Source organism: Paenibacillus sp. 05T425 (genome assembly GCF_056396205.1).
The window spans coordinates 99,537-126,342 of record NZ_JBFTLA010000015.1 but is presented as its reverse complement, the minus strand read 5'-3'; the positions used below and the strand labels follow the sequence as shown (position 1 = coordinate 126,342).

General features: G+C 51.7%; 31 protein-coding genes. 7 read left to right on the top strand and 24 right to left on the bottom strand.

The annotated features are described in order from the left end of the window. Positions 1-10 precede the first annotated feature (10 nt). Positions 11-1,441, top strand: a complete 1,431-nt coding sequence (locus AC1DF0_RS27140) for a CAP-associated domain-containing protein (RefSeq protein WP_477576423.1) — start codon at positions 11-13, stop codon at positions 1,439-1,441. Between the two features lie 78 nt (positions 1,442-1,519). Here AC1DF0_RS27140 and trmD read toward each other — a convergent pair whose 3' ends face one another. The 18 genes from trmD to AC1DF0_RS27050 form a co-directional block, all read right to left on the bottom strand. Beyond that, the gene (gene trmD / locus AC1DF0_RS27135; protein WP_442052355.1) at positions 1,520-2,272 is read right to left on the bottom strand and encodes a tRNA (guanosine(37)-N1)-methyltransferase TrmD; all 753 of its coding nucleotides are present in this window, start codon (positions 2,270-2,272) and stop codon (positions 1,520-1,522) included. Between the two features lie 3 nt (positions 2,273-2,275). Further along, complete coding sequence (gene rimM / locus AC1DF0_RS27130) at positions 2,276-2,800, bottom strand: ribosome maturation factor RimM (RefSeq protein ID WP_442052356.1); 525 nt, start codon at positions 2,798-2,800, stop codon at positions 2,276-2,278. 150 nt (positions 2,801-2,950) lie between these two features. After that, positions 2,951-3,181 (bottom strand): KH domain-containing protein, encoded by a 231-nt coding sequence (locus AC1DF0_RS27125; RefSeq protein WP_307204001.1) that lies wholly within the window; start codon positions 3,179-3,181, stop codon positions 2,951-2,953. A 28-nt stretch (positions 3,182-3,209) separates the two neighbouring features. Continuing rightward, entirely contained in the window at positions 3,210-3,482 is a 273-nt protein-coding gene (gene rpsP / locus AC1DF0_RS27120; RefSeq protein WP_337098823.1) for a 30S ribosomal protein S16, read from the bottom strand. Between the two features lie 56 nt (positions 3,483-3,538). Beyond that, complete coding sequence (ffh, locus tag AC1DF0_RS27115; protein WP_477576420.1) at positions 3,539-4,915, bottom strand: signal recognition particle protein; 1,377 nt, start codon at positions 4,913-4,915, stop codon at positions 3,539-3,541. Further along, positions 4,902-5,303 carry a putative DNA-binding protein gene (locus tag AC1DF0_RS27110; RefSeq protein WP_337098821.1) on the bottom strand — a complete coding sequence of 134 codons (402 nt, stop codon included), beginning with the start codon at positions 5,301-5,303 and terminating at the stop codon, positions 4,902-4,904. The genes ffh and AC1DF0_RS27110 overlap by 14 nt, the downstream gene beginning before the upstream one ends. 143 nt (positions 5,304-5,446) lie before the next feature. Continuing rightward, complete coding sequence (gene ftsY, locus AC1DF0_RS27105) at positions 5,447-6,448, bottom strand: signal recognition particle-docking protein FtsY (protein ID WP_477576417.1); 1,002 nt, start codon at positions 6,446-6,448, stop codon at positions 5,447-5,449. 51 nt (positions 6,449-6,499) lie between these two features. Continuing rightward, positions 6,500-10,075 carry a chromosome segregation protein SMC gene (gene smc, locus AC1DF0_RS27100; RefSeq protein ID WP_477576415.1) on the bottom strand — a complete coding sequence of 1,192 codons (3,576 nt, stop codon included), beginning with the start codon at positions 10,073-10,075 and terminating at the stop codon, positions 6,500-6,502. Positions 10,076-10,432: 357 nt separating this feature from the next. Beyond that, the gene (gene rnc, locus AC1DF0_RS27095; RefSeq protein WP_442052359.1) at positions 10,433-11,140 is read right to left on the bottom strand and encodes a ribonuclease III; all 708 of its coding nucleotides are present in this window, start codon (positions 11,138-11,140) and stop codon (positions 10,433-10,435) included. Further along, a complete protein-coding gene (gene fabF, locus AC1DF0_RS27090) occupies positions 11,130-12,371 on the bottom strand; it encodes a beta-ketoacyl-ACP synthase II (protein ID WP_442052360.1) in 1,242 nt (413 codons plus the stop codon). Before fabF ends, rnc begins: the two co-directional genes overlap by 11 nt. A gap of 182 nt (positions 12,372-12,553) precedes the next feature. After that, on the bottom strand, positions 12,554-12,787 hold the full coding sequence (locus tag AC1DF0_RS27085; RefSeq protein WP_053375686.1) for an acyl carrier protein: 234 nt from the start codon (positions 12,785-12,787) through the stop codon (positions 12,554-12,556). Between the two features lie 139 nt (positions 12,788-12,926). Beyond that, on the bottom strand, positions 12,927-13,676 hold the full coding sequence (gene fabG, locus AC1DF0_RS27080) for a 3-oxoacyl-[acyl-carrier-protein] reductase (protein WP_442052361.1): 750 nt from the start codon (positions 13,674-13,676) through the stop codon (positions 12,927-12,929). Between the two features lie 22 nt (positions 13,677-13,698). After that, the gene (gene fabD / locus AC1DF0_RS27075; RefSeq protein ID WP_442052362.1) at positions 13,699-14,628 is read right to left on the bottom strand and encodes an ACP S-malonyltransferase; all 930 of its coding nucleotides are present in this window, start codon (positions 14,626-14,628) and stop codon (positions 13,699-13,701) included. Positions 14,629-14,679: 51 nt separating this feature from the next. Then, on the bottom strand, positions 14,680-15,666 hold the full coding sequence (locus tag AC1DF0_RS27070) for a beta-ketoacyl-ACP synthase III (protein ID WP_477576411.1): 987 nt from the start codon (positions 15,664-15,666) through the stop codon (positions 14,680-14,682). Positions 15,667-15,675: 9 nt separating this feature from the next. Beyond that, complete coding sequence (gene plsX, locus AC1DF0_RS27065; protein WP_477576409.1) at positions 15,676-16,665, bottom strand: phosphate acyltransferase PlsX; 990 nt, start codon at positions 16,663-16,665, stop codon at positions 15,676-15,678. Next, positions 16,649-17,245, bottom strand: coding sequence for a transcription factor FapR (fapR, locus tag AC1DF0_RS27060; protein ID WP_337098808.1), 597 nt, complete (start codon positions 17,243-17,245; stop codon positions 16,649-16,651). The genes plsX and fapR overlap by 17 nt, the downstream gene beginning before the upstream one ends. Positions 17,246-17,482: 237 nt before the next feature. After that, positions 17,483-17,656 carry a 50S ribosomal protein L32 gene (gene rpmF, locus AC1DF0_RS27055; protein WP_116043433.1) on the bottom strand — a complete coding sequence of 58 codons (174 nt, stop codon included), beginning with the start codon at positions 17,654-17,656 and terminating at the stop codon, positions 17,483-17,485. A gap of 34 nt (positions 17,657-17,690) precedes the next feature. After that, positions 17,691-18,203 carry a YceD family protein gene (locus AC1DF0_RS27050; RefSeq protein WP_477576407.1) on the bottom strand — a complete coding sequence of 171 codons (513 nt, stop codon included), beginning with the start codon at positions 18,201-18,203 and terminating at the stop codon, positions 17,691-17,693. A 159-nt stretch (positions 18,204-18,362) separates the two neighbouring features. On the opposite strand from AC1DF0_RS27050, the gene AC1DF0_RS27045 reads away from it, so the two are divergent. Further along, positions 18,363-19,607, top strand: coding sequence for a nucleotidyltransferase (locus AC1DF0_RS27045; protein ID WP_477576405.1), 1,245 nt, complete (start codon positions 18,363-18,365; stop codon positions 19,605-19,607). A gap of 20 nt (positions 19,608-19,627) precedes the next feature. Here AC1DF0_RS27045 and AC1DF0_RS27040 read toward each other — a convergent pair whose 3' ends face one another. Continuing rightward, positions 19,628-20,689 (bottom strand): S16 family serine protease, encoded by a 1,062-nt coding sequence (locus tag AC1DF0_RS27040; protein WP_477576403.1) that lies wholly within the window; start codon positions 20,687-20,689, stop codon positions 19,628-19,630. 157 nt (positions 20,690-20,846) lie between these two features. Between AC1DF0_RS27040 and AC1DF0_RS27035 the strand changes: the two genes are divergently transcribed. Continuing rightward, positions 20,847-22,082, top strand: a complete 1,236-nt coding sequence (locus AC1DF0_RS27035) for a nucleoside recognition domain-containing protein (protein WP_477576401.1) — start codon at positions 20,847-20,849, stop codon at positions 22,080-22,082. 6 nt (positions 22,083-22,088) lie between these two features. Here AC1DF0_RS27035 and coaD read toward each other — a convergent pair whose 3' ends face one another. The 3 genes from coaD to AC1DF0_RS27020 all read right to left on the bottom strand — a co-directional run bounded on the left by coaD (position 22,089) and on the right by AC1DF0_RS27020 (position 23,436). Further along, positions 22,089-22,598 (bottom strand): pantetheine-phosphate adenylyltransferase, encoded by a 510-nt coding sequence (gene coaD, locus AC1DF0_RS27030; protein ID WP_477576399.1) that lies wholly within the window; start codon positions 22,596-22,598, stop codon positions 22,089-22,091. Beyond that, on the bottom strand, positions 22,585-23,181 hold the full coding sequence (rsmD, locus tag AC1DF0_RS27025) for a 16S rRNA (guanine(966)-N(2))-methyltransferase RsmD (RefSeq protein WP_477576397.1): 597 nt from the start codon (positions 23,179-23,181) through the stop codon (positions 22,585-22,587). The genes coaD and rsmD overlap by 14 nt, the downstream gene beginning before the upstream one ends. Before the next feature lie 129 nt (positions 23,182-23,310). Then, positions 23,311-23,436, bottom strand: a complete 126-nt coding sequence (locus AC1DF0_RS27020) for a hypothetical protein (RefSeq protein WP_442053417.1) — start codon at positions 23,434-23,436, stop codon at positions 23,311-23,313. Positions 23,437-23,608: 172 nt separating this feature from the next. Between AC1DF0_RS27020 and AC1DF0_RS27015 the strand changes: the two genes are divergently transcribed. Together AC1DF0_RS27015 and AC1DF0_RS27010 are read left to right on the top strand one after the other, a co-directional pair. Continuing rightward, positions 23,609-23,785: a putative motility protein gene (locus tag AC1DF0_RS27015; RefSeq protein ID WP_475820511.1), complete on the top strand. Its 177-nt coding sequence runs from the start codon at positions 23,609-23,611 to the stop codon at positions 23,783-23,785. 697 nt (positions 23,786-24,482) lie between these two features. Next, on the top strand, positions 24,483-24,641 hold the full coding sequence (locus AC1DF0_RS27010; protein WP_337098799.1) for an asparagine synthase: 159 nt from the start codon (positions 24,483-24,485) through the stop codon (positions 24,639-24,641). Between the two features lie 31 nt (positions 24,642-24,672). Here the strand turns inward: AC1DF0_RS27010 and AC1DF0_RS27005 are convergent, their stop codons facing one another. Together AC1DF0_RS27005 and AC1DF0_RS27000 are read right to left on the bottom strand one after the other, a co-directional pair. Next, entirely contained in the window at positions 24,673-25,326 is a 654-nt protein-coding gene (locus AC1DF0_RS27005; RefSeq protein ID WP_477576394.1) for a hypothetical protein, read from the bottom strand. 83 nt (positions 25,327-25,409) lie between these two features. Then, entirely contained in the window at positions 25,410-25,655 is a 246-nt protein-coding gene (locus AC1DF0_RS27000) for a YolD-like family protein (RefSeq protein WP_477576392.1), read from the bottom strand. A 557-nt stretch (positions 25,656-26,212) separates the two neighbouring features. Here AC1DF0_RS27000 and AC1DF0_RS26995 point away from each other — a divergent pair. Then, complete coding sequence (locus tag AC1DF0_RS26995; RefSeq protein ID WP_442053493.1) at positions 26,213-26,407, top strand: aspartyl-phosphate phosphatase Spo0E family protein; 195 nt, start codon at positions 26,213-26,215, stop codon at positions 26,405-26,407. A 182-nt stretch (positions 26,408-26,589) separates the two neighbouring features. Next, positions 26,590-26,748 carry a hypothetical protein gene (locus AC1DF0_RS26990; RefSeq protein ID WP_442053494.1) on the top strand — a complete coding sequence of 53 codons (159 nt, stop codon included), beginning with the start codon at positions 26,590-26,592 and terminating at the stop codon, positions 26,746-26,748. The last annotated feature ends 58 nt before the right edge of the window (positions 26,749-26,806 follow it).

Genomic DNA, 26,806 nt, shown 5'->3' with positions numbered 1-26,806 from the left:
GAGGTGCAAAATGCTCCAACAATTATGGAAATCCAAACCGTTCCTCAAAGCGGGCGTCGCCATGATCGTCGCAAGTTCGATCGCTGCCTACGCTCCCGGGGAACCTGCCTTTGCTGAAAGCGTTCCGTTCGTCGATACGAACGGTCACTGGGCCCAACCCTATATCAGCTGGGCGGTAGACGAGCATTTGGCATCGGGTTATACGGACGGCTCGTTCAAGCCGAACAGGCCCATCAGCGAGCCCGAATTTCTATCGATGCTTCTGAGGTCGTACGGGCTTCCGACGCAAACGCAATCGTCAGAGGCCTGGTATACGCCTTATTATGACTATGCAGGCAATCTAGGCTGGCCTGTTACTTATGTCACATCGAACGATTCATTTCGGCGCGGACAAGCCGCCTTGCTCATCGCCACGGCCGTCGAAGGCAAAGCCTTTACGGAAACAAGCGCCGTCGCATGGATATTGGAGGAAGGCATCTCCAACGGGCGAACTTCCGCTACCGTCGCCGGCTTCGAAGGGAACGGCTTGCTTACGCGAGCAGAAGCACTGACTTTCTTTTACAAGCTTAAGGAGCACAGCGCTTCTTTATCCAGCACCAAAATTGCGCAGATCGGCTACTCGCTAGGCGGCATAGCGATCGGCGATAACGCCCAAAAGGTCACGCAATTGCTAGGCAACCCCGCTAGAAAAGAAGCAAGCGGATACAACTTTGCATGGCATATTTACAATACCGACAAAAGCTACAAACAATATCTTATGATCGGTATGCAGAACAACAACGTTGTAGCACTATTCTCGGGTTCTAAGTCGGTGTGGCAAGCTAAGACTGGCATTGTGCCGGGTATAACGATCACCGAAGCGAAGACGAAAACTGGAACTGTTGAGCAAGCTGCCGCTCATGACGACTATTATGAATACATTTCAGAAGGTGTTCATACAACCCTTTTCATTGACCGCAAGGACGGAAATAAAATAAGCGGAATGCTGCTTGTTGACTCCGCAAACATGAACGCTAATTTCTCCAAACCTTCCGAGGCGCTCCAAGCCGCGCTCGAGCAGCAAAGCTTTGATCTCACGAACGCCGAACGAGCGAAGCGGGGTATCTCCCTATTGACATGGGACAAGCTGGCCGCCGCTTCAGCCCGCTCGCACAGTGTCGATATGGGGAGTAGAGATTTCTTCGCCCATACGAACCTTAGCGGCAAATCGCCATTCGACCGCATGAAAGCAAATGGCGTCCGCTATATGCTGGCATCGGAAAATATAGCGGCAGGTTATAACAACAGCATTTACGCCCACTACGGCTGGATGAATTCCGATTCCGGTCACCGAGAGACGTTGCTGAACAGCAAGCTGGAGAAGCTCGGCACAGGTGTCGGCTTCGGCAACTCTAACAGTACCTATAACATCTATTATACCCAAGATTTTTATACGCCATAATTAGATCATTTTCTAAAAAAACAACAAGCTGCTATCGGTTGCAATCTACCGAACGCAGCTTGTTGTTTTTGTTGCCTCTTATGCTTTCCACTTGATTCCCTCTTGCGCGGCAGCCTCTTTAAGAAACTTGCGCTCCTTGTCCGACAGCTCTGCGTGCTCCAGCAGATCAGGACGGCGTCGTAGCGTACGCAGCAGCGACTGCTGACGTCTCCACACGACTATGTTGGCGTGATGCCCGGACAACAGGATATCGGGTACTCCCCAACCTCGGAACTCAGCTGGCCTCGTATAATGCGGATACTCTAATAAACCGGTGCTGTATGAATCCGTTACCGCGGACGTTTCATTGCCAAGCACTCCTGGAAGCAGCCGAACAACGCTGTCGATGACGGTCATCGCTGGGATCTCTCCGCCTGTCAACACGTAATCGCCGATCGAGAGCTCGTCCGTAACCAGATATTCGCGTATACGCTCGTCATAGCCCTCGTAGTGGCCGCAGATAAGCACGATATGCTCTTCGGCTGCAAGCTCCTCAGCCTTCTTCTGCGTGAAGGTTTCTCCCTGCGGACACATCAAGATGACGCGAGGCTTCACATTAGGAGCAAGCTTCAGATCCTCTACTGCCGCAAAGACTGGTTCTGCCTTCAGCACCATACCGCCGCCTCCGCCATATGGGTAGTCGTCTACGGTATTGTGTTTATTGTTCGAATAATCGCGGAAGTTGATCGCCTGCAGAGAGACAATGCCTTTATCCTTTGCTTTACCCAGTATGCTCGCACCGAACACGCCTTCGAACATTTCCGGGAACAACGTCAGCACATCAATCTTCATTCCTTAGATCAATCCTTCCATCAGCTTAACCGTAACGATCTTCTCAGCAACGTCAACACGAAGCAGCACGTCATCAATAACCGGAATAAGGATCGGCTTGCCTGCTCCCTTCGGGCGTTCTACGACCCATACATCGTTCGCTCCAGGGCTAAGTATTTCAGTAATCGTGCCGAGCTCCTGACCTTCATCCGTCTTCACCAGGCAGCCGATAATTTCGTGGTAATAATATTCGCCTTCATCCAGCTTGCCTTGCTGGTCCTCCGATATTTTGAGCGCCCAGCCTTTGTACTTCTCCACAATATTAATATCGTCGAAACCGGCCAGTTTTAAAATATATACGTTTTTGTGCGCTCTTGAGCTTATGATCTTCACTTCAAGGGAAGTGCCTTTTTCTTCATCCTGAAGCAGCAGCTTGCTGCCAGGTGCGAACCGCTCGTCCGCGAAGTCCGTCTGCGACAGCACCTTGACCTCGCCTTTAATGCCATGCGTGTTAACGACTTTGCCTACCGTTAAATATTTTCCGCTCATTGTGACCAGCCTTTCGCCTATATGTATATATGTATTATACATGAAAAACGGCTTCGTTCCACGTCGAGCCCGCGGAAGGAAGCCGTCTATGATGTCTCCCTAAAATGGAAAAGGGTTAGGACTGTTCATCCTAACCCTCGCATGCGTGTATTATGACATGATATCGACGACGACGCGCTTCTGCGATTTGACGGAAGCTGAAGTCACAACTGTACGCATCGCTTTCGCAATACGTCCTTGTTTACCGATAATTTTACCGATATCCTCAGGGTGAACCGAAAGCTCGTAAATCGTATTGCGGTCATCATCCTTCACGTTCACACGCACTTCCTCCGGATGATCCACCAAAGCCTTCGCTATGACAAGAATTAATTCTTTCATCTCAAAGCCCTCCGCTGTTCAACCGTTATTATTTTTGAAGTTTAAGCTCGTGGAACTTTTTCATGACACCAGCTTTGGAAAGCAGGTCGCGAACAGTGTCAGAAGCCTGAGCACCAGTTTGCAGCCATTTCAACGCTTTCTCTTCATCGATCTTAACTTGAGCCGGTTGTGCAACCGGATTGTAAGTACCGATTTCTTCAATAAAACGTCCGTCACGCGGCGAACGGGAGTCCGATACAACAACGCGGTAGAAAGGTGCTTTGTGAGCGCCCATCCGTTTCAAACGAATACGTACTGCCATTAGAATTCACCTCCTTCGAAAAATAAACGTTTCGTATATCTGCTATGCAACCCGCATTAGAACGGGAACTTCATATTTTTGCCGAGCATGCCTTTGAGCCCTTTCTTGCCGCCTTTAGGCCCTTTCGGTCCCATCATCGACGAGAACTGCTTCATCATTTTCTTCATATCATCGAACTGCTTAATCAAACGGTTCACTTCAACGATCGTTGTACCGCTGCCCGTTGCGACGCGCTTGCGACGGCTATGGTTGAGCAGCTCAGGCTTCTGCTTCTCTTCCTTCGTCATCGAGCGGACAATCGCTTCGACGCGGCCGATCTGCTTCTCGTCGATCTTCATATCCTTAACGCCCTTCATCTTGTTCATGCCGGGCAGCATATCCATAATCTGATCGAGCGGGCCAAGCTTGCGCACCTGAGCCATCTGTTCCAGGAAGTCGTCAAACGTAAATTCCGCCGTGCGCATCTTGCGTTCCATCTCTTTGGCTTGATCCGCGTCGATTCCGGCTTGCGCCTTCTCGATCAACGACAGCATGTCGCCCATGCCGAGAATACGCGATGCCATCCGCTCCGGATGGAACGGCTCAAGCGAATCGATCTTCTCGCCCATTGCGGCGAACTTGATCGGACAGCCTGTTACAGCCTTAACCGATAGCGCCGCGCCGCCGCGAGTATCGCCGTCAAGCTTCGTCAGTACAACACCTGTAAGCTCGAGCTGCTCGTGGAAGCTTTGGGCTACGTTAACGGCGTCTTGACCCGTCATTGCATCGACTACGAGCAGCACCTCATCAGGCTTAACGATCTGATGAATGTTCTTAAGCTCTTCCATCAGCGCTTCGTCAATATGCAGACGGCCCGCTGTATCGATAATGACGTAATCGTTATTGTTTTCCTTCGCGAACTGCAAGCTTTGACGAGCAATCTCAACTGGCGATGTCTGATCGCCAAGAGCGAATACAGGCGCATTAATCTGTTCGCCGAGCACTTGAAGCTGCTTAATTGCCGCCGGGCGATAAATATCGCACGCAACGAGCAACGGCTTGTGATTGCCCTTCTGCAGCAGCTTCGCTAGCTTACCGGACGTCGTTGTTTTACCTGCGCCCTGCAAGCCGGCCATCATGATGACAGTCGGAGGCTTGTTCGCTTTAGTAAGCTTGCTTTGCGTACCGCCCATTAATTCCGTGAGCTCTTTATTTACGATATCGATGACGACCATGCCGGGCGTAAAGCTCTTGGATACGTCCAAGCCCAAAGCCTTTTCCTTCACCTTGGCGATAAAGTCCTTCACGACTTTGAAGTTAACGTCCGCTTCCAAAAGCGCCAGCCGCACTTCGCGCATCGCTTCGTTCAGATCGTCCTCGGTTACTTTCCCCTTACCCCTCAGCTTGCTGAATACATTCTGAAGCCTATTCGATAAGCTCTCAAATGCTGCCATGAACCGTCACCTCCTTCTCTAGTCGATTATCCGCCGCCCTGAACGCATCAATCACATTCACTAGCGCGGCTCTTGCTGTATCATCTATTACTAAGCTCATTACACTCTTCTCCAGCTGTTCGGTTAGCTTCAGCAGCGTTTCATGCTTTGCAAGCAGGTTCAGCTTGCTTTCGTAGCCTTCGAGCGCTTGCTCCGCTCGCTTCACGTTATCGTATACGGCTTGACGGCTAATGCCGAATTCCGCAGCGATCTCGCCCAGTGAGAAGTCGTCGTGAAAATAATATTTGAGAAACGTCTGCTGCTTCTCGGTTAGAAGCGGCTCATAAAAGTCGAATAGCAAATTAACTCTGGTAGTCTTCGATAAGGCGTCTGGTTCATTTGCTTTCATCCCCTTCGCCTCCCGATTCCTAACTTCACTATTACGCTATCAGCAAGCCGTCAAGGCATTCACCTTTACAGCATTGCAACGACTCTTATCATACATGACGCCATGGGCGGCTGTCAAGCTTTTGTACTTGTCACCAAAATGAATTATTGACCAGCCTGCGCTTCCTCTTCTTCGCGCTGAATTAAGCCGGCGAACAGCGCATGCACGAACTGCTCGGAATCGAATTGCTGCAGGTCGCCCATCTTCTCGCCGAGACCAACAAGCTTCACCGGCAGATTCAGCTCGTTGCGGATTGCGATGACGATGCCGCCTTTTGCCGTACCGTCAAGCTTCGTCAGCACGAGGCCGGTTACGCCGCTCTTCTCGCCGAACAGCTTCGCTTGGCTAAGCGCGTTCTGTCCCGTTGTCGCGTCGAGAACGAGCAATACTTCATGCGGCGCATCAGGCAGCTCGCGCTGGATAACGCGGAATATTTTGTTAAGCTCTTCCATCAGATTCGTCTTGTTCTGAAGACGTCCGGCTGTATCGCACAGCAACACGTCAACGCCGCGCTGCTTAGCCGCTTGAACGGCATCGAACATGACGGCTGCGGGATCGGAACCGGATTGCTGCTTAATGACGTCAACGCCTACGCGCTGTCCCCAAACTTCAAGCTGCTCGATCGCTCCGGCACGGAACGTATCGCCGGCAGCCATCAGAACGCTCTTGCCTTCGCTCTTGAACTTATGGGCAAGCTTGCCGATCGTCGTCGTTTTGCCGACGCCGTTCACGCCTACGAACAGAATAACGGTAATGCCGCTGGAAGCCATCCGCAGTGCTGATTGGTCGTCGCCCTTCATCAGACCGATCAGCTTCTCTGAAAGAATTGGCTGCAGGTCGGATGCATCCTCGATCTTGCGCTTCTTCACCTCTGCGCGCAGCTCGTCGATAAGCTGCATAACCGTATTAACGCCTACGTCAGCGCCGATCAGAATCTCCTCAAGCTCCTCGTAGAACTCCTCGTCGATTTTTTTGCGGCGCAGAATAAGCTCTTCGACCTTCTCGACGAAAGCGGTACGCGTCTTGGTGAGGCCTTCCTTAAATATATTCGTAACCGCTTCTGTCTTCGATGCAATGCTATCCTTCAGCTTCTTGAAAAAACTCATTCTCTATTTCCTCCATCCTAAGCATAGGGGCCATTCTCTATTTCTACGTATCTACGCCGAAACCGGTTCTTCTTCTTCCAGACGCACCGACACCAGCTTCGATACGCCGCCTTCCTCCATCGTTACCCCGTACAGAACGTCAGCTTCTTCCATCGTGCCTTTGCGGTGCGTTACGACGATGAATTGCGTCAAACCGGAGAATTCGCGTAAGTATTGGGCAAAACGAGCTACGTTCGCCTCATCCAGCGCAGCTTCTACTTCATCGAGTACGCAGAAAGGCACGGGCTTCACTTGCAAAATGGCGAACAACAGCGCTATCGCTGTGAGCGCCCGCTCACCGCCAGATAGCAGTTGAAGGTTTTGCAGTTTCTTGCCTGGCGGCTGAGCTACAATATCGATGCCCGTATCGAGCACACGGTCCGGCTCTACCAGTACAAGATCGGCGCGTCCCCCGCCGAACAGCTTCGCGAATACGACGACGAAGTGGCCTCGAATCGCTTCGAATGTCGTCTTGAACCGCTTCGACATCTCGTCGTCCATCTCGCGAATAACTTGATACAGCGTCGTCTTCGCTTCAATAAGATCGTCCTTCTGCTCCGACAGGAAGTCGAAGCGCTCCTTCACGCGCTCGTATTCATCGATCGCGCCAAGGTTCACTTCCCCAAGTGCCGTAATCTGACGCTTCAGATCGCGTACTGCCGTCTGCGTGCCAAGCACATCCTCCGGCACCGGATACTGCTCCTTCGCCAATTCAAAGCTAAGCTCGTATTCTTCGCTTAGCTTGCGAAGCAGGTTATCAAGCTCTACGTCGAGCCTATTAGCGGCGATTTCGGTCTGCCGCATTTGTTCTTCGACTGCTCTAAGCTGAGCGCGCTGCTCCTTCGTCTCGCTCTCGCCTTCCTCAATTTCCTGGAAGCGCTGCGAGCGCTCGGCACGCTTCAGATCCGTCTGCTCCGCGCATTGCTGCTTCTTAATGCGCAGCGCATTAAGCTGCTCGATCTGGCGAACCGACTCCTCGCCATGACGAGCCAGCTCCTCATCCTGCTGCTCGGACAACGAGCGCAGGCTGGCAAGCTCTTGCTTCGCCCGCTGAATGTCCGCGCGCACCCGCGTCGCTTGATCATCGAATGATTGCTTCTCTTGATCAGTCTTCGCTGCGGCGATTTTAATATCGGTAAGCTGCCCTTGCAGCTCCTCCTTCGCGAACTCGCTCGCTTTGCGCCGCTCCTCTGCCAGACGAATCGCTTCTTGCAGCCTTGCTTCATCTATTACGAGCTGCTCTAACCGTTTCTCGGCAGCTGCCCCAGCCTCTTGCAGCGTCTCCAGCTCATTCTTGTTCGTGCTGCGATCAGCCGTATGCAATTGCTGCTGCTCGTCCAAGTTCTTCGCTTCATTATTTAATTGCTGGAGCTCGGCGCGAATTTGCTGCTCTTCAATTCGGCATTGCTCAGCCTTTGCACGCAGCTCTTCCATGTTATGCGAGCGAATAGACTGTTCCTTGCGCAGGTCGCTTAGCTTGTCCCGCAATTGTTCAACCGTAACTCTTGCATCAGCTATCTCTTGGTCGAGCGCTTCGATCTGACGCTGTCTGCCAAGCAGGCTTGCGCCTTTCTTCTGCAAGCTGCCGCCTGTCATCGAACCGCCGGCGTTCACAATATCACCGTCCAGCGTAACGACACGGTAGCGGTATTGGCACTTGGACGCGATGCGATTCGCTTGCTCCAACGTCTCGGCGAGCAATACGTTGCCGAGCAAGTTGTTCACGATCGCTTCGTACTTCTTGTCGCTTCCTACAAGATCGGCTGCGACGCCAATGAATCCTTCGACTTCGGATGCGATCCGCTTATCATGCTCAGGCACTTGCCGCCCGCGAATGACATCGAGAGGCAGGAATGTCGCTCTGCCGAGCTGTCTTTGCTTCAAGAAGCTGATTGCCGCGCGAGCCGACTTCTCATCCTCCATAACGACATGCTGGAGCGCTCCTCCGAGCGCCGTCTCGACAGCTGTCTCGATCCGCTCCGGTACGCGCACGAGCTCAGCGACCGCTCCATGAACGCCGGATATGCCGCCTGAACTGCGGCGTGCAGCCTTCAGCACTTCCTTAACGCCGTGCATGAAGCCATCAAGCGCATCCTGCATTTCTTTCATCGTGTCGCGACGCGAAATATGGCTGTCCAGCTTCTGATCCCACTTGCGAATGGCCATCGTCACTTCATCGATTGTCTGCGTATTCGACTTCGACTGCTCCGACTCCGCTATCGATTTACTGCGCGCTTGCTCCAGCTGCTCCAGAGTCGCTTGCAGCGCTTGCTGCAATTGTTCTCTTCGCTCGCTTACGCGGGTCTGCTGCTCCGACCATTTGGACTCGTCCTCGCTCATCCGCTCCATTCGGCGCTGCAAAGCCTCTTGCTGCTGCGCAGCATAACGAATTTCGTTGCGGCTCTGCGCCATCGAACTAAGTACCTCAAGCAGCTCGCTCTTAAGCGTCTCCTCTGCATCGGGAGCCGTTCCGCCGGCAACGCCGAGCAGCCGGAACTCTTCTTCCTTCATCTTGGCGCGCAGATCGGCAAGCTCCAGCTCCAATGCCGCAGCTTTGCTTCGGAATTCGGCTTCTTCCTTCGTCAAGGCGCCGATACGCGCATCTTGCGAAGCAATCGACTCCTCCAGCTGCCGCTTATTCTGCTCCAAGTTACGAAGACGTTCCTTAAGCACCTCGCCGTAGCCTTCACACTTCTCGAAATCTTCGCTGATTTGCAGCATTAATTCATGCAGCTGATCCAGCGTCGTTTCCAGTTCGCGAAGCATATGGCGATCCTTCTCCAGGTGAGCGTCATGAGAGCTTACGATCGTCGACAACTGCATCTGCTCATTCGTCAGCTTCTCGAGCTTGCCGCTCGCTTCCGTCCACGAACCGTGAATCTGCTCGATATTATGTACGTACATGGAGATTTCTTTGTTTTTCAACTGTTCTTTAAGCGCCTTGAAGTGGATCGCCTTCTCCGACTGCTTACGGAGAGGTTCAACCTGATCCTCAAGCTCGGTGACCAGATCGTGAATCCGAAGCAGGTTCTGCTCCGTCTCATCCAGCTTCTTTTGTGCCTCGCGCTTGCGGGATTTATATTTGACGATACCCGAAGCCTCTTCGAAAATACCTCGGCGATCCTCGGAACGCGTACTCAATATCTCCTCGATTCGGCCTTGTCCGATAATCGAATACGCTTCCTTCCCGATGCCCGTATCCATGAACAGCTCGGTAATATCCTTCAGCCTGCATGGCTGCTTATTAATTAAGTACTCACTGTCGCCGCTTCGATGAACCCGGCGGGTGACCGTTACTTCATTATATTCGAGCGGCAGCGCGCCATCCGCGTTATCCAGCGTCAGCGATACCTCACCGTAGTTGACCGCTTTGCGGGCGTCGCTTCCGGCGAATATGATGTCTTCCATCTTGCCGCCGCGCAAGCTCTTCGCGCTCTGCTCGCCCAGCACCCATCTGATACCGTCGGAAATATTACTCTTGCCCGAGCCGTTCGGCCCAACAACAGCCGTAATGCCGGTAACAAATTCCATTTCCGTACGATCGGCAAATGATTTAAAACCTGATAATTCAATCCTCTTCAGAAACATGGTTTGGCTTTCACCTCACCCTACATTGTACCACAACTGAGTGCCATCCGTTAACCATATCGGCGGACAAAATGACAGATGCAGCTAAGTCCTTTGAGCGAAATACTGTCCTTACCTCTTGAGTGGATTTTGTGCAGTCAAAAGACTAGATATGAGACGATATCAGAGTTTGATTGGATTTTGCACAGTCAAATGGACGGTGAAAGGCTGCTGTGTGTTAAAATGTAGGTTTTGACTGCATGTTTTCCACTCAAGCATCACTTAACAGGTGATTGGGACCGATTAGAGTGTATGAAATACAGGCAAACGAAACACCCCTCGGAAGACGCGGCCTCCGAGGGGTGTTCTATTATCGTTCTATGCTTGCTGCTCTTGCGATAAGTTGCGCCATGCCTCAGCAGCCGCACGTTGCTCCGCTTCCTTCTTCGTCCTGCCCGAGCCGATGCCGAATCGCTCGACACCGAGGTATACCTCCACGACAAACTCCCGATCGTGAGCAGGGCCGCGTTCCTCTACGATCCGATACTCGACCGGACCCAGTCCATGATGCTGCGAGCGTTCCTGCAGCTTGGACTTGGCATCCTTCACAAGCAGACCATAGTCATTCGAATCAATGAACGGGAACATATGCTGCTGCAGGAAGCTTCGTACCTGCTCAATTCCTGCATCGAGGAAAATCGCGCCAATGAACGATTCGAACAAATCGGCGAGCAGCGCTTGACGCTGCCGTCCGCCCAGTTGTTCCTCTCCACGACCGAGCAGCACATGCGCTCCAAGCTCCAGTCGTTCAGCGAACTGTGCTAAGGAAGGCTCGCATACAACCGATGCGCGCATTCTCGTCAGCTCGCCTTCCGGCCGCTGCGGATAGGTCATGAACAAGTACTCCGACACCAGCAGCTGCAGCACCGCGTCGCCGAGAAACTCCAGCCGCTCGTTGTCCTTCGTCTGTGCACCCTTGTGCTCATTCACATATGACGTATGGGTAAAAGCCTGTTTCAGCAGCCGCGGACGTTTAAAATGGAGCTGCAGCCTCTGCTGCAGCTCCATAAAGGAATCACGCTTCATAAACTTTCATCACGATCGTTGCGTTATGGCCGCCGAATCCGAATGAATTCGACAGTGCCGTCTTCACATCCGCTTTGCGCGGCGTATTAGGCACATAATCCAGATCGCACTCCGGATCTTGGTTATCCAAGTTGATCGTTGGCGCAATAATACCGTTCTTGAGGGTAAGTCCAAGGATGACAGCCTCTACGCCGCCGGCAGCACCGAGCAAATGACCTGTCATCGACTTCGTCGAGCTTACGGCTACTTTATAGGCATGATCGCCCAGCGCCTTCTTGATCGCCTTCGTCTCCGAACGGTCGCCTACCGGCGTCGATGTGCCATGCGCGTTGATGTAATCGATCTCCGAAGGCTCAATACCCGCATCCTTAAGCGCTTTGGTCATGCAGCGTGCCGCGCCATCCGGATCCGGCTCTGTCATATGGTGAGCGTCGCCGCTCATGCCATAGCCGATAATCTCCGCATAGATCTTAGCGCCGCGTGCTTGCGCATGCGCAAGCGATTCAATGACCAATACGCCTGCTCCCTCGCCCATTACGAAACCATCGCGATCGACGTCGAACGGACGGCTTGCCTTCTCCGGCTCTTCGTTGCGAACCGACATCGCGCGCATCGAGCAGAATCCCGCCATGCCAGTCGGACGGATCGTTGCTTCCGCGCCGCCGCAGATCATGACATCAGCATCGCCGCGTTGAATGAGCTTGTAAGAATCGCCGATCGAATGCGTGCCCGTCGCACAAGCGGTAACCGCCGTGCTGTTCGGACCTTTCGCACCCGTCAGCATCGATACTTGGCCGGAGGCCATGTTCGCGATCATCATCGGAATGAAGAACGGGCTGACACGCTTAGGGCCTTTCTCAAGCAAAATATTGTGTTGATCTTCCCACGTGCCAAGACCGCCGATACCAGAGCCGATCATAACGCCAACGCGTTCTGCGTCGATGCCCTCTCCGATCTTCAAGTCCGCGTCTTTAACCGCCAATTGGCTGGCTACAGCCGCGAACTGAACGAAACGGTCCATTCTGCGCGCTTCTTTTTTATCTAAACCGTAATCTTCAGGATTAAAGTTTTTGATCTCTGCGGCAATGCGCGTCGGATATTCGGAGAAATCAAATGCTTCTACAACGGAAACCCCCGACTTTCCTTCAAGCAAATTGCCCCAAAACTGTTCCAAATCAGAACCTAATGAGGTCATAACCCCCATACCGGTAACTACAACTCGTTGTTTCATTCGCTTCACCTCTACGGACAGCAATATGGATGACCAAGCGTGCGTCATCTTTATATTTATATAAAAGCTATAACGCTAAGTATAATTGTTAGGAATAAGCCCTCAGGCCTTGTGATCACGTGTCGTTTGAAAACGGTTAAGATGGAGAGAAGTCCCGTTTGTTATAACGGGACTTGTCCTTCTTAGGTATGAGATTGTATGTATTTAACAACTTCTCCCACCGTTGTGATTGTCTCTGCATCTTCATCAGAGATCTCCATATCAAACTCGTCTTCCAGCTCCATGACCAATTCAACGACATCAAGAGAGTCAGCGCCGAGGTCATCTTTAAAGGAAGCTTCCAGCGTGACTTCCGCTTCGTCTACGCCAAGGCGGTCGATGACGATACGTTTTACACGATCTACTACTTCGGACATCCGGTTCACCTCCTCCATGGTATTATACGAGAATTAAAGATAAAATGCCATACGTAACCGTTTTAATTGAATCGGAAGCGGATTTCACCGTCTCTGGCGGCGAGGGCTAACGTTTCGTGGTTGCGGCATTAAGGCTGCTTTACATGTACATGCCGCCGTCAACATGGACGGTCTGGCCTGTCATATATGCAGCGGCGTCCGAAGCCAGGAAGCGAACCGCGTTCGCAATATCTGACGCGTCGCCTAGACGCGCAAGCGGGATTTGTCCAGCAAGCGACTGACGCATTTCCTCAGGCAGCTTGTCCGTCATTTCGGTCTGAATGAAGCCTGGCGCCACACAGTTGACCGTGATGCCTCTTGAAGCGAGCTCGCGCGCGCTTGCCTTCGTTAGACCGATAACGCCTGCTTTGGCAGCCACATAGTTTGCTTGCCCGGGATTTCCAAGCACGCCAACAACCGAAGAAATGTTAATAATTCGGCCGGAGCGCTGTTTCATCATCGAACGGGTGACAGCTTTGATACCGTTGAACACGCCTTTGAGGTTCGTTTCGATCACTTGATCGAACTCTTCTTCCTTCATTCGCATAATAAGATTATCTCTTGTAATGCCAGCGTTATTCACCAAAATATCAACAGCTCCCAATTGCTCAATAACTTCCTTCACCATCGCGTCGAATTCATCGGCTTTGCCGACGTTCGCTTTCACGATGACAGCGCGTCTGCCGAGCGCTTCAACGGCCGCTGCCGTCTCCGCCGCTGCCGCTTCGCTGCCGGAATAATTGATCGCAACATCCGCTCCCGCTTCAGCAAGCGCAATGGCAATTGCTCTGCCGATTCCGCGGGATGCTCCCGTTACGAGCGCTTTCTTGCCTTCCAGACTGGCAAACATAAACTATCCCCTCCGTTTGGCGTTAATTGAGTTGCAGCGCATCAAGCGCAGAGATGCTATTCACCGAAATGATGCGTACATTTTTGTCAATCTTCTTGATCAGACCGGCAAGCACCGTTCCAGAACCGATCTCGACGAACGTATCTACGCCCTGCTCGATCAAGTAACGAACGCTGTCTTCCCATAGAACTGGCGAGTAGACCTGCTCTACCAACAGTCCGCGAATGTCGCTTGCGCTTGTCACTTCACGCGCCGTTACATTAGCAACGACTGGGATTGAAGCATCTCGCAGCTCTACGCTTGTCAGCGTTTCGCCAAGCTTCTCTGCAGCAGGCCTCATCAATGAAGAGTGGAAAGGACCGCTGACATCAAGAGGAATGACGCGTTTGGCGCCAGCTTCCTTGCCGCGTTCCACTATGGCCTGAACGCCTGCTGCCGTACCGGATATGACAATCTGGCCCGGACAGTTCACATTGGCAAGCTCCACAGCCATGCCTTCGGACGTCACAGACGCACAGAGCGCGGCAAGAGCATCACGTTCAGCGCCCAGCACGGCAGCCATCGCACCTTGACCGTTCGGGACCGCTTGCTCCATGAACAAGCCGCGTGCGCGAACCGTGCGAATCGCGTCCTGGAACGACAATGCGCCAGCTGCGACAAGTGCGCTATATTCGCCAAGGCTATGTCCGGCAACATAATCGGCTTTAAAGCCGCGACCTTCAAGCGCTTCAAGCAAAGCAATGCTGACAGCGAGAAGTGCCGGCTGCGTGTTAGCCGTCTGTTTCAAAGCCTCTTCAGGTCCTTCAAAAATAATTTCGCTAAGCTTGAAGCCTAATGCTTCGTCCGCTTGCTCGATAATCGCCTTCGAATGATCGTAAGCGTCGTACACGTCTTTGCCCATGCCAACGGCTTGAGCGCCTTGTCCGGGAAATACGAATGCTGTTTTGCTCAACTAAATTCCTCCTAAAAGGTTTGCGTATGCAAACCTAACTTCGAAAGCATATTACCACACGAGTACCGATGCGCCCCATGTCAGGCCGCCGCCGAAGCCTACAAGCACAAGGCAATCGCCTTGTTTCACGCGACCCTGCTCTACGGCTTCTGCCAGCGCGACCGGAATCGAAGCGGCCGACATATTGCCGTATTTGTCCAAGTTGATCATTGCTTTCTCTTCGGACAGATCCAAGCGGTTAAGCGCCGAGTTAATGATGCGAATATTCGCTTGATGCGGCACAAGAAGATCAATATCTTCCTTCGTCATGCCGGCCTTCTGCAAAGCGTCCTCCGCTGCGCTGCCCATGATGCGCACCGCGAACTTGAACACGTCGTTGCCTGCCATATGAATGAAATGCTGCTTAGCCGAGATGCTCTCCTCTGAAGCAGGAACGCGCKAGCCGCCTCCGCATACTTTAAGCAGGTCGCCGCCGCTGCCGTCCGCTCCAAGCTCGAACGAGCGGAAGCCTCGTCCTTCCTCCACCTGCCCGAGGACGACTGCGCCAGCACCGTCGCCGAACAGGATGCAAGTATTGCGGTCCGTGTAGTCCGTAATGCGTGATAATGTCTCTGCGCCGACCACAAGCACATGCTTGTACATACCAGTAGCAATCATGTTCGAAGCAGTAGCCAGGCCATAAATAAAGCCTGAGCACGCAGCCGACAAGTCGAACGCGGCTGCCTTCTTCGCGCCAAGCTTATCTTGCAGCAAGCAAGCCGTCGATGGGAAGAACATATCCGGCGTAATTGTCGCGACGATGATGAGATCAATGTCTTCGGCCGTAAGACCTGCGGCAGCAATTGCTTTTCTTGAAGCGTGCAGCGCTAGATCCGACGTCGCTTCCTCTGCGGAAGCGAGACGGCGCTCCTTAATGCCCGTGCGAGTGACAATCCACTCGTCGTTCGTTTCAACCATTTGTTCCAATTCTTGATTCGTAAGAATTCGTTCCGGAACATATTTACCCGTTCCTATAATGCCTACAGGATATAAACTCATAACACACACTCATTTCCCGTTGATTTCATCTGCGATCGATTCAATCAATTGTCCTTGAATCGCTATGCGTGCTTGCCGGACTGCATTTTTCACAGCGACAACATCGGACGAGCCGTGACATTTCACGACGAGACCGTTCAAACCGAGGAGCGGCGCTCCGCCGTGCTCCTTATAATCCATCTTATTTTTCAATTGACGCAAGCGCGGCATCATAATCGCTGCCGCAAGCTTTGTCAGAAGCGTCTGCCCGAATGCACCCTTAAGCTCGGTGAAAATCGCGCCAGCCGCGCCTTCCATCGCTTTTAACATAATATTCCCCGCGAAGCCGTCGCATACGATGACATCGCAGTTGCGCGTAAGCACGTCTCTTGCCTCGACATTGCCAATGAAATGAATCGGAGCTTGCTGAAGCAAATCGTAAGCAGCCTTCGACACTTCATTGCCTTTCTTCGCTTCCGTGCCGACATTCAGCAAGCCGACTCTCGGCTTCTCCACGCCATGCACTTTCGAGCGATAGATGCTGCCCATTATTGCGTATTGCAGCAAATGCTCCGGTTTCGCATCCATATTCGCACCCAGATCAAGCGCCAGCACGCCCAGGTTATCCATCGTCGGCATCATAGGCGCGAGCGCCGGACGCTCAATGCCGTCCATTCGGCCAACGACGAGCAATCCCGTCGCCATCAGGGCACCGGTATTGCCGGCCGACAGCATAGCGTCAGCTTGTTTCTCGCGAACGAGCTGGCCTGCTACGACCATCGACGCGCCTTTCTTACGGCGCACCGCCTTAACAGGCTCATCATCCGGGCCGATCACTTCATCGGCATGACATATTGTAATATTAGCAGGCTTAGAGCCGCCAATCAGCTTCTCGATTACGGCAGTGTCTCCAACGAGCAGAAGCTCCGTATCGGGCCACTCTACCGCAGCCTCCAAAACGCCTTGCACGATTAAGCCAGGGGCGTGATCTCCCCCCATCGCATCAATAGCGATCCGCATGTTCGTCTCCTCCTTCACTGTTTGCAGCACCCGCGGATCTGAATATAACAAAGTTCCCTTGGAAAACCATCTCGTCGGCCACGTAAGTGAACAGCTCCACCTTCGCTTTGTTCCGCTCGCCCGAGATAGATCTCACATAAGCTTTGGCTATACATTTCTCACCGAGCTTAACAGGACGTATGAACCGAATGTCCGCCGTTACAGTAAGGGCAATCTCATCGTTGATTACGGCAACCGCAAGCGAGTTCGCCTGTGCGAACACATGATGACCGCGCGCGATGCCCGTTCTGGAGAATACATGTTCTTCCCGAATCTCGAATACCGAGATACCGCTCTTATCGAGCTCCAAATCAACGATGTCGCCGATGACCTCATGCAGCGGCAACGAACGGACAGAATCGTATGAGCGTTCTGCCATCAGCTTCAATCGTTCCCTCAGCTCAGGGATACCAAGCTCCATACGATCTAAACGGATCGTCTGAATGCTGACTTTCAGCTGGCGAGTAAGCTCCCGATCGGTGATGAAAGGATTTTCTTCTATAAGTCGGGCAAGCTGCTGATGCCGCTGCCGTTTGGGCATTCGTTCGATGTCCGGCACCGCCTTTTTTGACAAAAATAGTGACCGCATGTATAGATGGCCTGATCGCAGACACAGCACCGCCATAGCTTGCTTGGTTTGCGATTAGTATATGTATGAAAGCAGATATTATCACCAGGTACTAAATATGAGTATATAAAAAAAATGGCCCAAGCGCAATGAACGGAGAAAAAAAATAGCACCTCATCGCGAGATGAAGTGCTATTATTGAAATCATTCTTATTGGGAAATGATCTCTTTTGTTTTGTAATATCCGCAAACTTTGCATACGTGGTGAGCCAATTTCAGCTCTCCGCATTGCTCACATTTCACCATGCCCGGTATTGCGAGCTTGAAATGCGTACGACGTTTGTCGCGGCGAGTTTTGGACGTTCTACGTTGAGGTACTGCCATATTTCCCACCTCCTTCACAAAATCAATCGAGCCGTTATTCCTTAAATAGATCCTTCAGCGCTGCAAATCGAGGGTCAATCTTCTCCGTCTTGCAGCTGCATGTGCGCTCATTTAAGTTTTGTCCGCATTCTTGACATAGACCTTTACAATCATCGCTGCAAAGCGGCGCGAATGGCATGAACAGCAGAAGCGCTTCTTCGAGATAAGGCTTCAAGTCCAGTCGTTCTCCGCTTACTTCGATGAAGTCACTCTCATCTTCCTCATCCTTCTCTTCGTCACCCGAAGCAGGCTTGAATTGTTCGAAAAACGGAATGACCGTATGCTCACTTGTCGGATCAAGGCAACGCGAGCAAGCCAGCTCCAGATCGATGGAAAGTTCTCCATCAACCGAAATGAAGCCTTCATTGCCGGTTACTTGAAGCGAGACGTGAAGCGGCCCAGTACGAATAACATCTTGGCGTCCTTGAAATAGGTCGCTGACGTCCAATTGTTCATTGATCGTCGACTTTAGACCTTTGGACATCGTTTCTTGAATATGAAACTGCATCAGATCACCCCAAACAAACAAAGATTATTATATCTATCAGCCTACCGTTTTGTCAACATTTTCACACGGTTATTTCGTTTATCCACTATGCGGCCGTGTATGGCGCGCCTCTCTATGTTATGATAGGACGACCAAGATTTAACAGAGAGAGGTTAGAGGATGCGTACGGTAGGACTCATCGTCGAATACAATCCGTTTCACAACGGTCACCATTATCATTTACAACAATCGCGCAAAATAACGGGCGCCGATACTGTAGTCGCTGTCATGAGCGGTAATTTCTTACAACGCGGCGAACCCGCGCTGCTCGATAAATGGTCACGCACACGTATGGCGCTGGAGGGCGGTTGCGACCTTGTCATCGAGCTGCCAGTCGCCTACGCCACGCATGCCGCAGAATGGTTCGCTTACGGCGCAGTTGCTCTGCTCGAGGCGACAGGCGTCGTAGACGCCTTCTGCTTCGGCACAGAGAGCGGCGAGCTTGCTCCATTGCAACAGGCAGCCGATTTGCTGGCGGACGAGCCGCCTGACTTCCGTGCATCGCTGAAGCAATTGCTCGATACGGGAGTGAATTACCCTAACGCATACAGCGCGGCCGTCGCCGCTTATTTATCGGAGCAGGGCCATACGGATACGGCTTCATTTCCATTCGCCCAGCCTAATCATACGCTAGGTCTTCATTATTTGCTAGCCTTGCGGCGACTGGAGGGCCGAATGCAGCCGTTCACGATCGCCCGCGAGAAATCGCAATACAATGATCAGACGATCTCGGACAGCCAGATTGCCAGCGCGACTGCTATTCGCAAGCTGCTGCTCGAGGAACGTAATCTGGCACCTATTCGCGCATACGTTCCATCATCGACCTATCATATCATAGAAGAGCAATGGTCGGCCGGTCATTGCCCGATCAGTTGGACCAACTTCATGCAGCCGCTGCTGCATCAGACCGTGACCCGCTCCGCCAGTCAACTTGCCGAGCTGCGGGACATATCGGAAGGTATGGAGCATCGTTTGCTCCGTACGCTCCCGGAGCTGACCTCGATGCAGTTCGAGGAGCTGCTGGTCATGCTCAAAACAAAACGATACACACGCACGCGTCTGCAACGCGCGCTGCTGTCGGTGCTTCTCGGACATGAGAAGCCGTCCTTCACAACAGAGAAGCTAGCCTCCGGCGTTCAGTACATTCGCGTTCTTGGCTTCACTGAGAAGGGCAAGCAGCTGCTGCGCCGCATGAGAACAACTTCTTCGCTGCCTGTGCTGCTTAGCGCTGCCAGGACGCCCGAGCCTTATCCCTACTTAGAGCTCGACACAAGGGCAAGCGCCGTGTACATGCTTGGCCGCGGTGACACCGTTCCGTCTGAAGCGTTGTTCAGAGATTTCAAGGAGAAGCCCGTCATCCTGTAAAGGATTCCGTGCTTCTTTTTTTACTGGCCGCCGCTTGCGGCAGCGTTGAACTGCTTTATTTTGCCAAGCGCATCCTCAAGATCCGTAACCTCTACAATCTTCATCGCCGTGCCCAGTTGCTTCGCCTTCGCTGTCGCTTCCTTATAATTGCCTTCCGGAACGAGGAACAGCTGCGCGCCTTCCCGGCTTGTGATCACGACCTTCTGCTTAATACCGCCTATCGGTCCAACCTTGCCCTCTGGCGTAATCGTGCCTGTAGCAGCGATACGGCTTCCTCCAGTTAGATCGCCTTCAGTCAGCAAATCAATCGATTGCAGAGCGAATACGAGACCGGCTGACGGCCCTCCAATGTCTCCCGCCTTTATCGTAAGCCGGTCGCGCGTTTCGGTTGGCTCTAGCGCTCTAAGCTCCGTAAGCCCAGATGCTCCGAACAAAGCAGGCAACCGCTCTTCCGTTAAGCCTGAACCAAGACGAGCCGCATCCAGTTGCACCTGCATTCGCGCGCCGCTGCGCTCTATTTCGACCGTTAACGGACTGCCTTCCTCTACGTTACGCAGCTTGTCCAGCATATCGGCCGCATTCTCAAATCGCGGACCGCCAGTCATTCCGATCAGCTTGTCGCCGGTTTGGAATAAGCTCTTTCCCTCTTCGACCTGGGAGGCATTATCCGACACGATGATCGCTTGTACTTCGATCGTATAGGATAATTTCAAATGATGGTAGGCAGCTTCGACTGCGTTATTTTGCGAGCCTTCCATAATGACGGAAAGCCGGTCTGCATATTGCTGCTGCGTATAGCCCCTGAACACATCCTTCTTCATGAGGATATCATCATCCTTGTCCCATGCCGAACGCAGGACGTTGAAGAAATTAGGATCGCTTAGTTTAACCGCGGTGAGCAGGAAGCTTCCGTTCCCTTCGGCATCTCCCTGCTCAGCTGCCACCATCGGGGCTACCGGTGTTGCAATACCCGGCTCATAGACGACATAAGGTGTTGGCGCATACAACAGAATCCACATGGCTGCCGCCGTCGCAACCGCAACAAGCGTTATCCGTTTTAAATCCGAAACCTGCCTATTCACAAGAAGCAAGCCTCCTATTCCTCTGTACCTGACTTCCTCTCGGTTACAGCTCTCTAGTCGTGCGGTCGTTCATCCATGTCCTTGCTTGGTCTATCTGCTGCGCCATAAGCGTACTAATTAACTTATACGAACAGATTGTCCTAGGAGTTGAACGGCAATGGCCAAAACGATACTGATCGCCATCATTTCCATCCTGCTTGTCGGTACGATTATTGTACAGCCCGATGCCGCCTTCCAAGCGTCGCTGCAAGGTCTGACCGTTTGGTGGAACATTGTGTTTCCCGGCATTTTGCCTTTTCTCGTCCTGTTCGAGCTCATGACCGCCTTTGGGCTCGCTCATGTCACTAGCGCCCTGCTAAGTCCAGCTATGAACAAGCTGTTCAAGCTGCCCGGCGAGGCGGCGCACGCCATTGCGCTTGGCTGGATGGGAGGGTATCCTGCGGGAGCGGAAGCAACAGCCTCTCTGCGCAAACAAAATAAAGTCGACCAAACGCAAGGCCAACGCCTGCTCGCCATCGCGCATATGCCTAATCCGCTATTCATGCTCGTTGTCATCGGTGCGGGCTTCCTTCATAAACCGATTGTAGGCATTATGATAGCAGCAGCCGTTTGGTTGTCTGCTCTCTTCCTGCTGCTTTTATTGTCCATAGCAAATATCGGAGCAAAAAATAACGTGATTGCTCCCTCCATAGAAACGGCTTCCCCTGATAAGGCACAGCAAAGCAGGCTATTGGGGCAGCTGGGAGCAGCCATGCAGCTTGGCAGAGACCAAGACGGCCGCAGCTTCGGCAAAGTGCTCGGCGACGCCGTGACCGCAAGCGTACAAAAGCTGCTTATGATCGGCGGCTTCATGATCTTCGCCTCCGTGCTCGCAAAGCTCGCGCAGCCGTTGTTCGCACCAATCCTAACGAAACTGAATGCCCCATTCATCGGGCCAGCACTATTCGAAGGACATATCGGCGCTTATGCGGCTGCGATTTGGGAAAGCCCTGTTGGCGGAAGCCTGATGAATGCCGCGGCTATTGCAGCGGTATTGGCCTGGAGCGGTCTTGGCGGTATTTTGCAGACGGGATATACGATTGCGGGGACCGATTTGAAGCTGCTGCCCTTCGCCGCGTTCCGCATGATGCACGCAGTTGCTGCTTTTTTGCTCATGCTGCTGCTATGGAATCCTATGTCAGCCTTGCTGCGCTATGTAACGCCTCCAGGGACGTTCCCCGTATTCAGCCCTAATCAGACCGAAGGAGCTTGGGGCGGTATGTCAGCTATGACCGTAAGCGACATGCCTATGTTATGGTCCTATTCCATCACAGCAAGCTTGCTGCTGCTCGCAGTCTTCACGCTATTGCACCTTGCCTCGCCTCGCTGGCGTGCTCGGCGTATAAGACGCTAATTCCGCTTATTTGCGGGCGTTATACTTCTTCCTTAATTCCCGTTCAACCGCAGGAGGCACAAGCTCCTTCACTTCGCCGTCGAATTGCGCGATTTCTTTCACAATGCTGGAGCTCAAATACGAATACTTCGGATTCGTCATCATGAATACGGTATCGATCTCGCCATCAAGCAAATGATTCGTGGAGGCAAGCTGCAGCTCGTACTCGAAGTCCGTTACCGACCGGATGCCGCGAATAATGACATTCGCCTGTCTTGACTTCATATACCGAACGAGAAGATCGCGGAAGCTGTCAATCTCAACGTTAGGCAAATCTTGTGTAACCTCCGCTAGCAGCTGCTTCCGCTCATCTACAGTGAACAGCGGGTTTTTGCTCGTGTTGTTCAGTACCGCTACAATCAAGCGATCATAAAGCTTGGCGGATCTTCGGATTATGTCTAAATGCCCGTATGTAACCGGATCGAAGCTGCCTGGGTATACCGCCACTCTCTCGTTGCCTGCGTTAATCGTTAACATCGGTCTCACTCCTGTCGTCATGGCTGACCTGGCTGTAGTATTTGTATATGGACACGGCAGTATCTCCGTATTTGGCGTATTTGATTTGGTCAAAATGTTCCATCGCTTCCGGGTACCGTACCGACGAATCATGCTCAACGACAATAACCGCCGCCTCTTCAAGCATGCCTCTCGCTGCCAGCTCTCCCATAAGCTCGTCCATCGTCGTTAGCTTGTATGGCGGATCAAGAAAAACAAGATCGAACTTCAGCTCCCGCTTCGCCAGCGCTTTCAACGCGCGCTCCGCGTCGTTGCGATATATTTCCGCCGCGCTGCCCATGCCGGCTGTCTGTATGTTCTGACGGATAATATCGATGCTGATTTTTTCCCGATCAATGAAGATGACACGTTCCGTGCCTCTGCTCCACGCCTCGATCCCAAGTCCTCCCGTACCGGCGAACAGGTCAAGCGCTGTTCCTCCGTCGAAATAAGGACCGATCATGCTGAATATCGCTTCCTTCACCTTGTCGGTCGTCGGCCTCGTATTCACGCCGGGCACCGCTTTCAGCGTGCGGCCTCTAGCCTCGCCCGCAATGACTCTCACTTGCAATTGCCCCCTTCTGTCTCATTCCCGCCTATCGTACCATACATTCCCTTTGTAGATAAAGCTGTCGAATGGTGTGCAAATGAGCGATTTTAGTACCATACGAGTGCCTCGTTCAACTTTTTTGTCCTAATTATGTATATTCCCCCACAAAGCGGACAAGATAATGTCATCGGCGTCGCAAGATGCCGTAGACAACCGCGGAGAAGACTTACGTTTCCCCATAAGCTCTTCGTCCGGTTTCTCCTCTCCCATGAAAAGGGCATCCCGAAAGGGATGCCCGATTTTTTTGTCCAATTCTTTTATATTCCGCCCGCATTTGAGCTAATCCATTGCAATCCTTTGCTTTCTATCCCAAACGAAGTTAAGAATTGCACCTGCAACTTCCGATAAATCATGTGAAGGATCATAATGAAGGAGGAAGTAAATGGACATCGCGGCGTTATCCGTATCCCTAGCCCAGAGCAATCTATCTCAAGCTGTTGGAATCAGTGTTCTTAAAATGGCTACCGAGCAATCTACCGATCAAATGCAGCAGTTAGTAAAAATGATGGAACTAAGCGTGCAGCCAAACTTAGGCGGAAATCTGGACATAAGCGTATAAGCTTTCATGCTCTGTCTTCCTCCCGTAACCAAAATCGTTAATTTTCGTACTATCCATTATTAATTATCCGATTTCAACTAGAACATTGAGAAAGGATTTGATAATGTGAATTATTCTGCAGGCGGTGTTATGCTGCGTTGCCCCTGTTGTCAACATGACGCCTTTAACAAAGATTATCGTCAACTCAATTCAAGAAGCGCTACCTTTTTCGGMGTCGACTGGGCAAATAAAAACGCAACCATTCTTGTATGCCAACGATGTACTTATATTTCATGGTTTATGAATGAGCCTAATGCAGTTAGCAGCTGAAAAAACAGCAGTCTCTCCAATGAAAAAAGAGCGTCCCCGAAAGAGGGCGCCCTTTTCAATGGGAGAGGAGAAACTTTTGCTAATACGTGCTATGTTGGATTCTCGCACTAACTTCGTTTACTAAACGTAAGGTTTCTCCGCTATGTTGGATTTCTCCAATAACTTTGTTCAAAATCAGCTCTTTTATGGTGCAAGAGGGAAAAGTTACTGCCAATATCCAATATAGCTAGCAAACGCGAGGTAAAATGCAGAAAGTTACTGCCAAAATCCATCATAGCTTCTCCAAAAGGCAAATAAGAACAAAGCAAGCAGCCAGCGAAGTATGCCAAACCCGCTCCCGTAGCACACTAACACTGCTTGCCAAACAAACCATAGGGAGTGTTGGATGATGCGTGAAGGATTGATACCTGCCGTTCTTGGAACTGTGGTTACGGCTTCTGGCGCTACACTGCTGAAGAGCAAGTATAAGCTTATAGGTACGGGCGTCCTCGGCTTCGGTCTTGCCCATGTCATTCTTGGGGCGATCGATTTAGTCGAGCATCGTTAGTTTGGCAAGTCATCGAAAAAGGAGAGGCGGCTTAATCGCCCCTCTCCTCCTTCTTCGCAAGCCTCAGCTTCTTGTCTTCCAGCTTGAACTTATAGGTGTATCCCTGCTGCTCATCCTCTGTCGACTCCAGCACAAGCTGCMCCGCTTCGATATAGGGCTCGCTCTCGGGAGCTAGGCTAAACTGATCTAACATTTGCCCTTCTACCTCGAAGCTTGCTTGATACGCATCGTCTTCGCTCACTACATATACATAAACAGCGTCCGCGCGGCATTTGTTCTGGATAGGTTGAAAATAGTACAATTCAACGCCTTCGGACGCCAATCTGCCCAGATTGCGAGGCTCATCGGATCCGCCTTCCGAGACGATCTGCGTATCAGATAAACTCCCGACACTTGTCTCAGTTCCGTCCGTTCGCTTGAACACGACATCATAGTCGCCGGATGATATGTAATCCGTCTCTTCTCCTAGACATGACGGCGCTCCCAGCGATTCCGTTACTCCGCCGTCTTCCGTCAACGGCAAGACATGCAGCTCTCCATATTCCCCTTGTCCGACAGCCCGAGGAGCACCAGCGAACTCAGCACTCTCGGCAATCACGGGTTGTTCTTCTGTATTCGATTGAACTTGCCCGCAGGCACTCAACACGGTTGCTACCATGAACAACAATACGAATTGCTTCATCATTGGCATTTCCTCCATAATTAGTCGGTTAACCAATAAACGTCAATGAAGCACGCAATGTTACAGCCAAGCCACGCTTCAGCAGCTTAATAAGGGTTCTCTACCTGCATAATATCCATAAAAGGAATTTTCGTCAGTTCGCCTGCGTACTCGACATGTACAAGCTTCGTCCTCGAGTCCATCTTCACGATAATGCCGCGAGGCTGCTCAGCCCAATTCCAGACGGTGAACAGAAGCTCGATTTCTTCCCGCTGCGCTTCGACCAAGCGCTCACCAAGCTCCTCCATTTGGAACTCGTCCCGCGTCGGCCGTTTCGGTCCTTTTGATGCCATTCCATTGCCCTCCCTCTATTCCGTAACCCGCTTATAATCAGTCGTTCAGAAACATTAACGTTATCATGAATGGCCTCCGGTTGCCACAACGATTTTGAGGAAACGTCTATCGAGGCTATTCGAAGATGAGCGACCTACAAGTTTGCGTAGCAAACTCACTTCGGAAGCCAGGGAATGTTTTATCGCCAATAAGAATTTGTTCTTCCGCAATGCTCGGAAACTTCTAAATTCTTATGTGGTAACAAAAATGACACAATTTCATGACATCACTCTGCACTTGCCTTCAATAATTATCAGAATAGTTCAACACATCGACAATTATTTTTAAGGAAGCGTTAAGATTAGATCMGTATACTAGTCCTATCAACCCCACAGTTGATGACGAGCTAGGACAGACCCACAGCAATGTGGGTCCTCTACACTTTTACTTCCATTTTTTTCGTACTCCTGTCCCTTTTTGACATAACCCAATTGTAAAAGAAGGAAATTTACAGTAAAATGATGTATGCTTTAGCTTAACAGTTACATCTTGGACCTTACGTAGGAGGACACTTTAAATGCATAACTGTGTTTGTCAACAACAGATTGAGGCGTTGAGAACAGAGATGGTTCGTGTGTTTGGAGTATCCAATAGCTTTTCGGACAGAGTGGTTATACAGATAAGTCAGGAGCTCGACAAAAAGCTGATGGAGTACACGAAATGTAGCTCCAGGATTCAAAAAACAGATAACGGCGATACATTATGTTACTAAAACGCATTTACTTTCCCGGCCCCCGCGGCCGGGTTTTTATTTTGCCCATCACTTTGTCGAAGTCAAGCCGCGAACAATACCCCTGCCAACAACCCGCTGCTCTATCCTGCTATATCCGTGAATATACTTCTTTGTAGCTTGCGGTATACAACTGAAGATAGGCATACGAAAGGAGCAATGGCATGGAAACGTTCGGACGAGGTTGTCTGTATATTATTTTGGGCGTTATCTTCGTTATGATATTGGCATTTATCGTCGGAGGGACGATTACGATCCCTTGGTTTATTTTGCTGCCGCTTATTGTGCTAGCGTTTTGGGCCGCCTCTAAGAAAGGCAAGTAACGCCCTCGCCCTCGCCTCGCATACGCGCCAGGAAGCGCACAAAGGCTGCTGATTCATC

Excerpts from the sequence above, each read along its gene's own strand:
- AC1DF0_RS27140 (WP_477576423.1), top strand. The coding sequence starts at position 11 with ATGCTCCAACAATTATGGAAATCCAAACCGTTCCTCAAAGCGGGCGTC.
- trmD (WP_442052355.1), bottom strand. The coding sequence starts at position 2,272 with ATGAAGATTGATGTGCTGACGTTGTTCCCGGAAATGTTCGAAGGCGTG.
- rimM (WP_442052356.1), bottom strand. The coding sequence starts at position 2,800 with ATGAGCGGAAAATATTTAACGGTAGGCAAAGTCGTTAACACGCATGGC.
- AC1DF0_RS27125 (WP_307204001.1), bottom strand. The coding sequence starts at position 3,181 with ATGAAAGAATTAATTCTTGTCATAGCGAAGGCTTTGGTGGATCATCCG.
- rpsP (WP_337098823.1), bottom strand. The coding sequence starts at position 3,482 with ATGGCAGTACGTATTCGTTTGAAACGGATGGGCGCTCACAAAGCACCT.
- ffh (WP_477576420.1), bottom strand. The coding sequence starts at position 4,915 with ATGGCAGCATTTGAGAGCTTATCGAATAGGCTTCAGAATGTATTCAGC.
- AC1DF0_RS27110 (WP_337098821.1), bottom strand. The coding sequence starts at position 5,303 with ATGAAAGCAAATGAACCAGACGCCTTATCGAAGACTACCAGAGTTAAT.
- ftsY (WP_477576417.1), bottom strand. The coding sequence starts at position 6,448 with ATGAGTTTTTTCAAGAAGCTGAAGGATAGCATTGCATCGAAGACAGAA.
- smc (WP_477576415.1), bottom strand. The coding sequence starts at position 10,075 with ATGTTTCTGAAGAGGATTGAATTATCAGGTTTTAAATCATTTGCCGAT.
- rnc (WP_442052359.1), bottom strand. The coding sequence starts at position 11,140 with ATGAAGCGTGATTCCTTTATGGAGCTGCAGCAGAGGCTGCAGCTCCAT.
- fabF (WP_442052360.1), bottom strand. The coding sequence starts at position 12,371 with ATGAAACAACGAGTTGTAGTTACCGGTATGGGGGTTATGACCTCATTA.
- AC1DF0_RS27085 (WP_053375686.1), bottom strand. The coding sequence starts at position 12,787 with ATGTCCGAAGTAGTAGATCGTGTAAAACGTATCGTCATCGACCGCCTT.
- fabG (WP_442052361.1), bottom strand. The coding sequence starts at position 13,676 with ATGTTTGCCAGTCTGGAAGGCAAGAAAGCGCTCGTAACGGGAGCATCC.
- plsX (WP_477576409.1), bottom strand. The coding sequence starts at position 16,665 with ATGCGGATCGCTATTGATGCGATGGGGGGAGATCACGCCCCTGGCTTA.
- fapR (WP_337098808.1), bottom strand. The coding sequence starts at position 17,245 with ATGCCCAAACGGCAGCGGCATCAGCAGCTTGCCCGACTTATAGAAGAA.
- rpmF (WP_116043433.1), bottom strand. The coding sequence starts at position 17,656 with ATGGCAGTACCTCAACGTAGAACGTCCAAAACTCGCCGCGACAAACGT.
- AC1DF0_RS27050 (WP_477576407.1), bottom strand. The coding sequence starts at position 18,203 with ATGCAGTTTCATATTCAAGAAACGATGTCCAAAGGTCTAAAGTCGACG.
- AC1DF0_RS27045 (WP_477576405.1), top strand. The coding sequence starts at position 18,363 with ATGCGTACGGTAGGACTCATCGTCGAATACAATCCGTTTCACAACGGT.
- AC1DF0_RS27035 (WP_477576401.1), top strand. The coding sequence starts at position 20,847 with ATGGCCAAAACGATACTGATCGCCATCATTTCCATCCTGCTTGTCGGT.
- coaD (WP_477576399.1), bottom strand. The coding sequence starts at position 22,598 with ATGTTAACGATTAACGCAGGCAACGAGAGAGTGGCGGTATACCCAGGC.
- AC1DF0_RS27020 (WP_442053417.1), bottom strand. The coding sequence starts at position 23,436 with ATGGGAGAGGAGAAACCGGACGAAGAGCTTATGGGGAAACGTAAGTCT.
- AC1DF0_RS27015 (WP_475820511.1), top strand. The coding sequence starts at position 23,609 with ATGGACATCGCGGCGTTATCCGTATCCCTAGCCCAGAGCAATCTATCT.
- AC1DF0_RS27010 (WP_337098799.1), top strand. The coding sequence starts at position 24,483 with ATGCGTGAAGGATTGATACCTGCCGTTCTTGGAACTGTGGTTACGGCT.
- AC1DF0_RS27000 (WP_477576392.1), bottom strand. The coding sequence starts at position 25,655 with ATGGCATCAAAAGGACCGAAACGGCCGACGCGGGACGAGTTCCAAATG.
- AC1DF0_RS26995 (WP_442053493.1), top strand. The coding sequence starts at position 26,213 with ATGCATAACTGTGTTTGTCAACAACAGATTGAGGCGTTGAGAACAGAG.
- AC1DF0_RS26990 (WP_442053494.1), top strand. The coding sequence starts at position 26,590 with ATGGAAACGTTCGGACGAGGTTGTCTGTATATTATTTTGGGCGTTATC.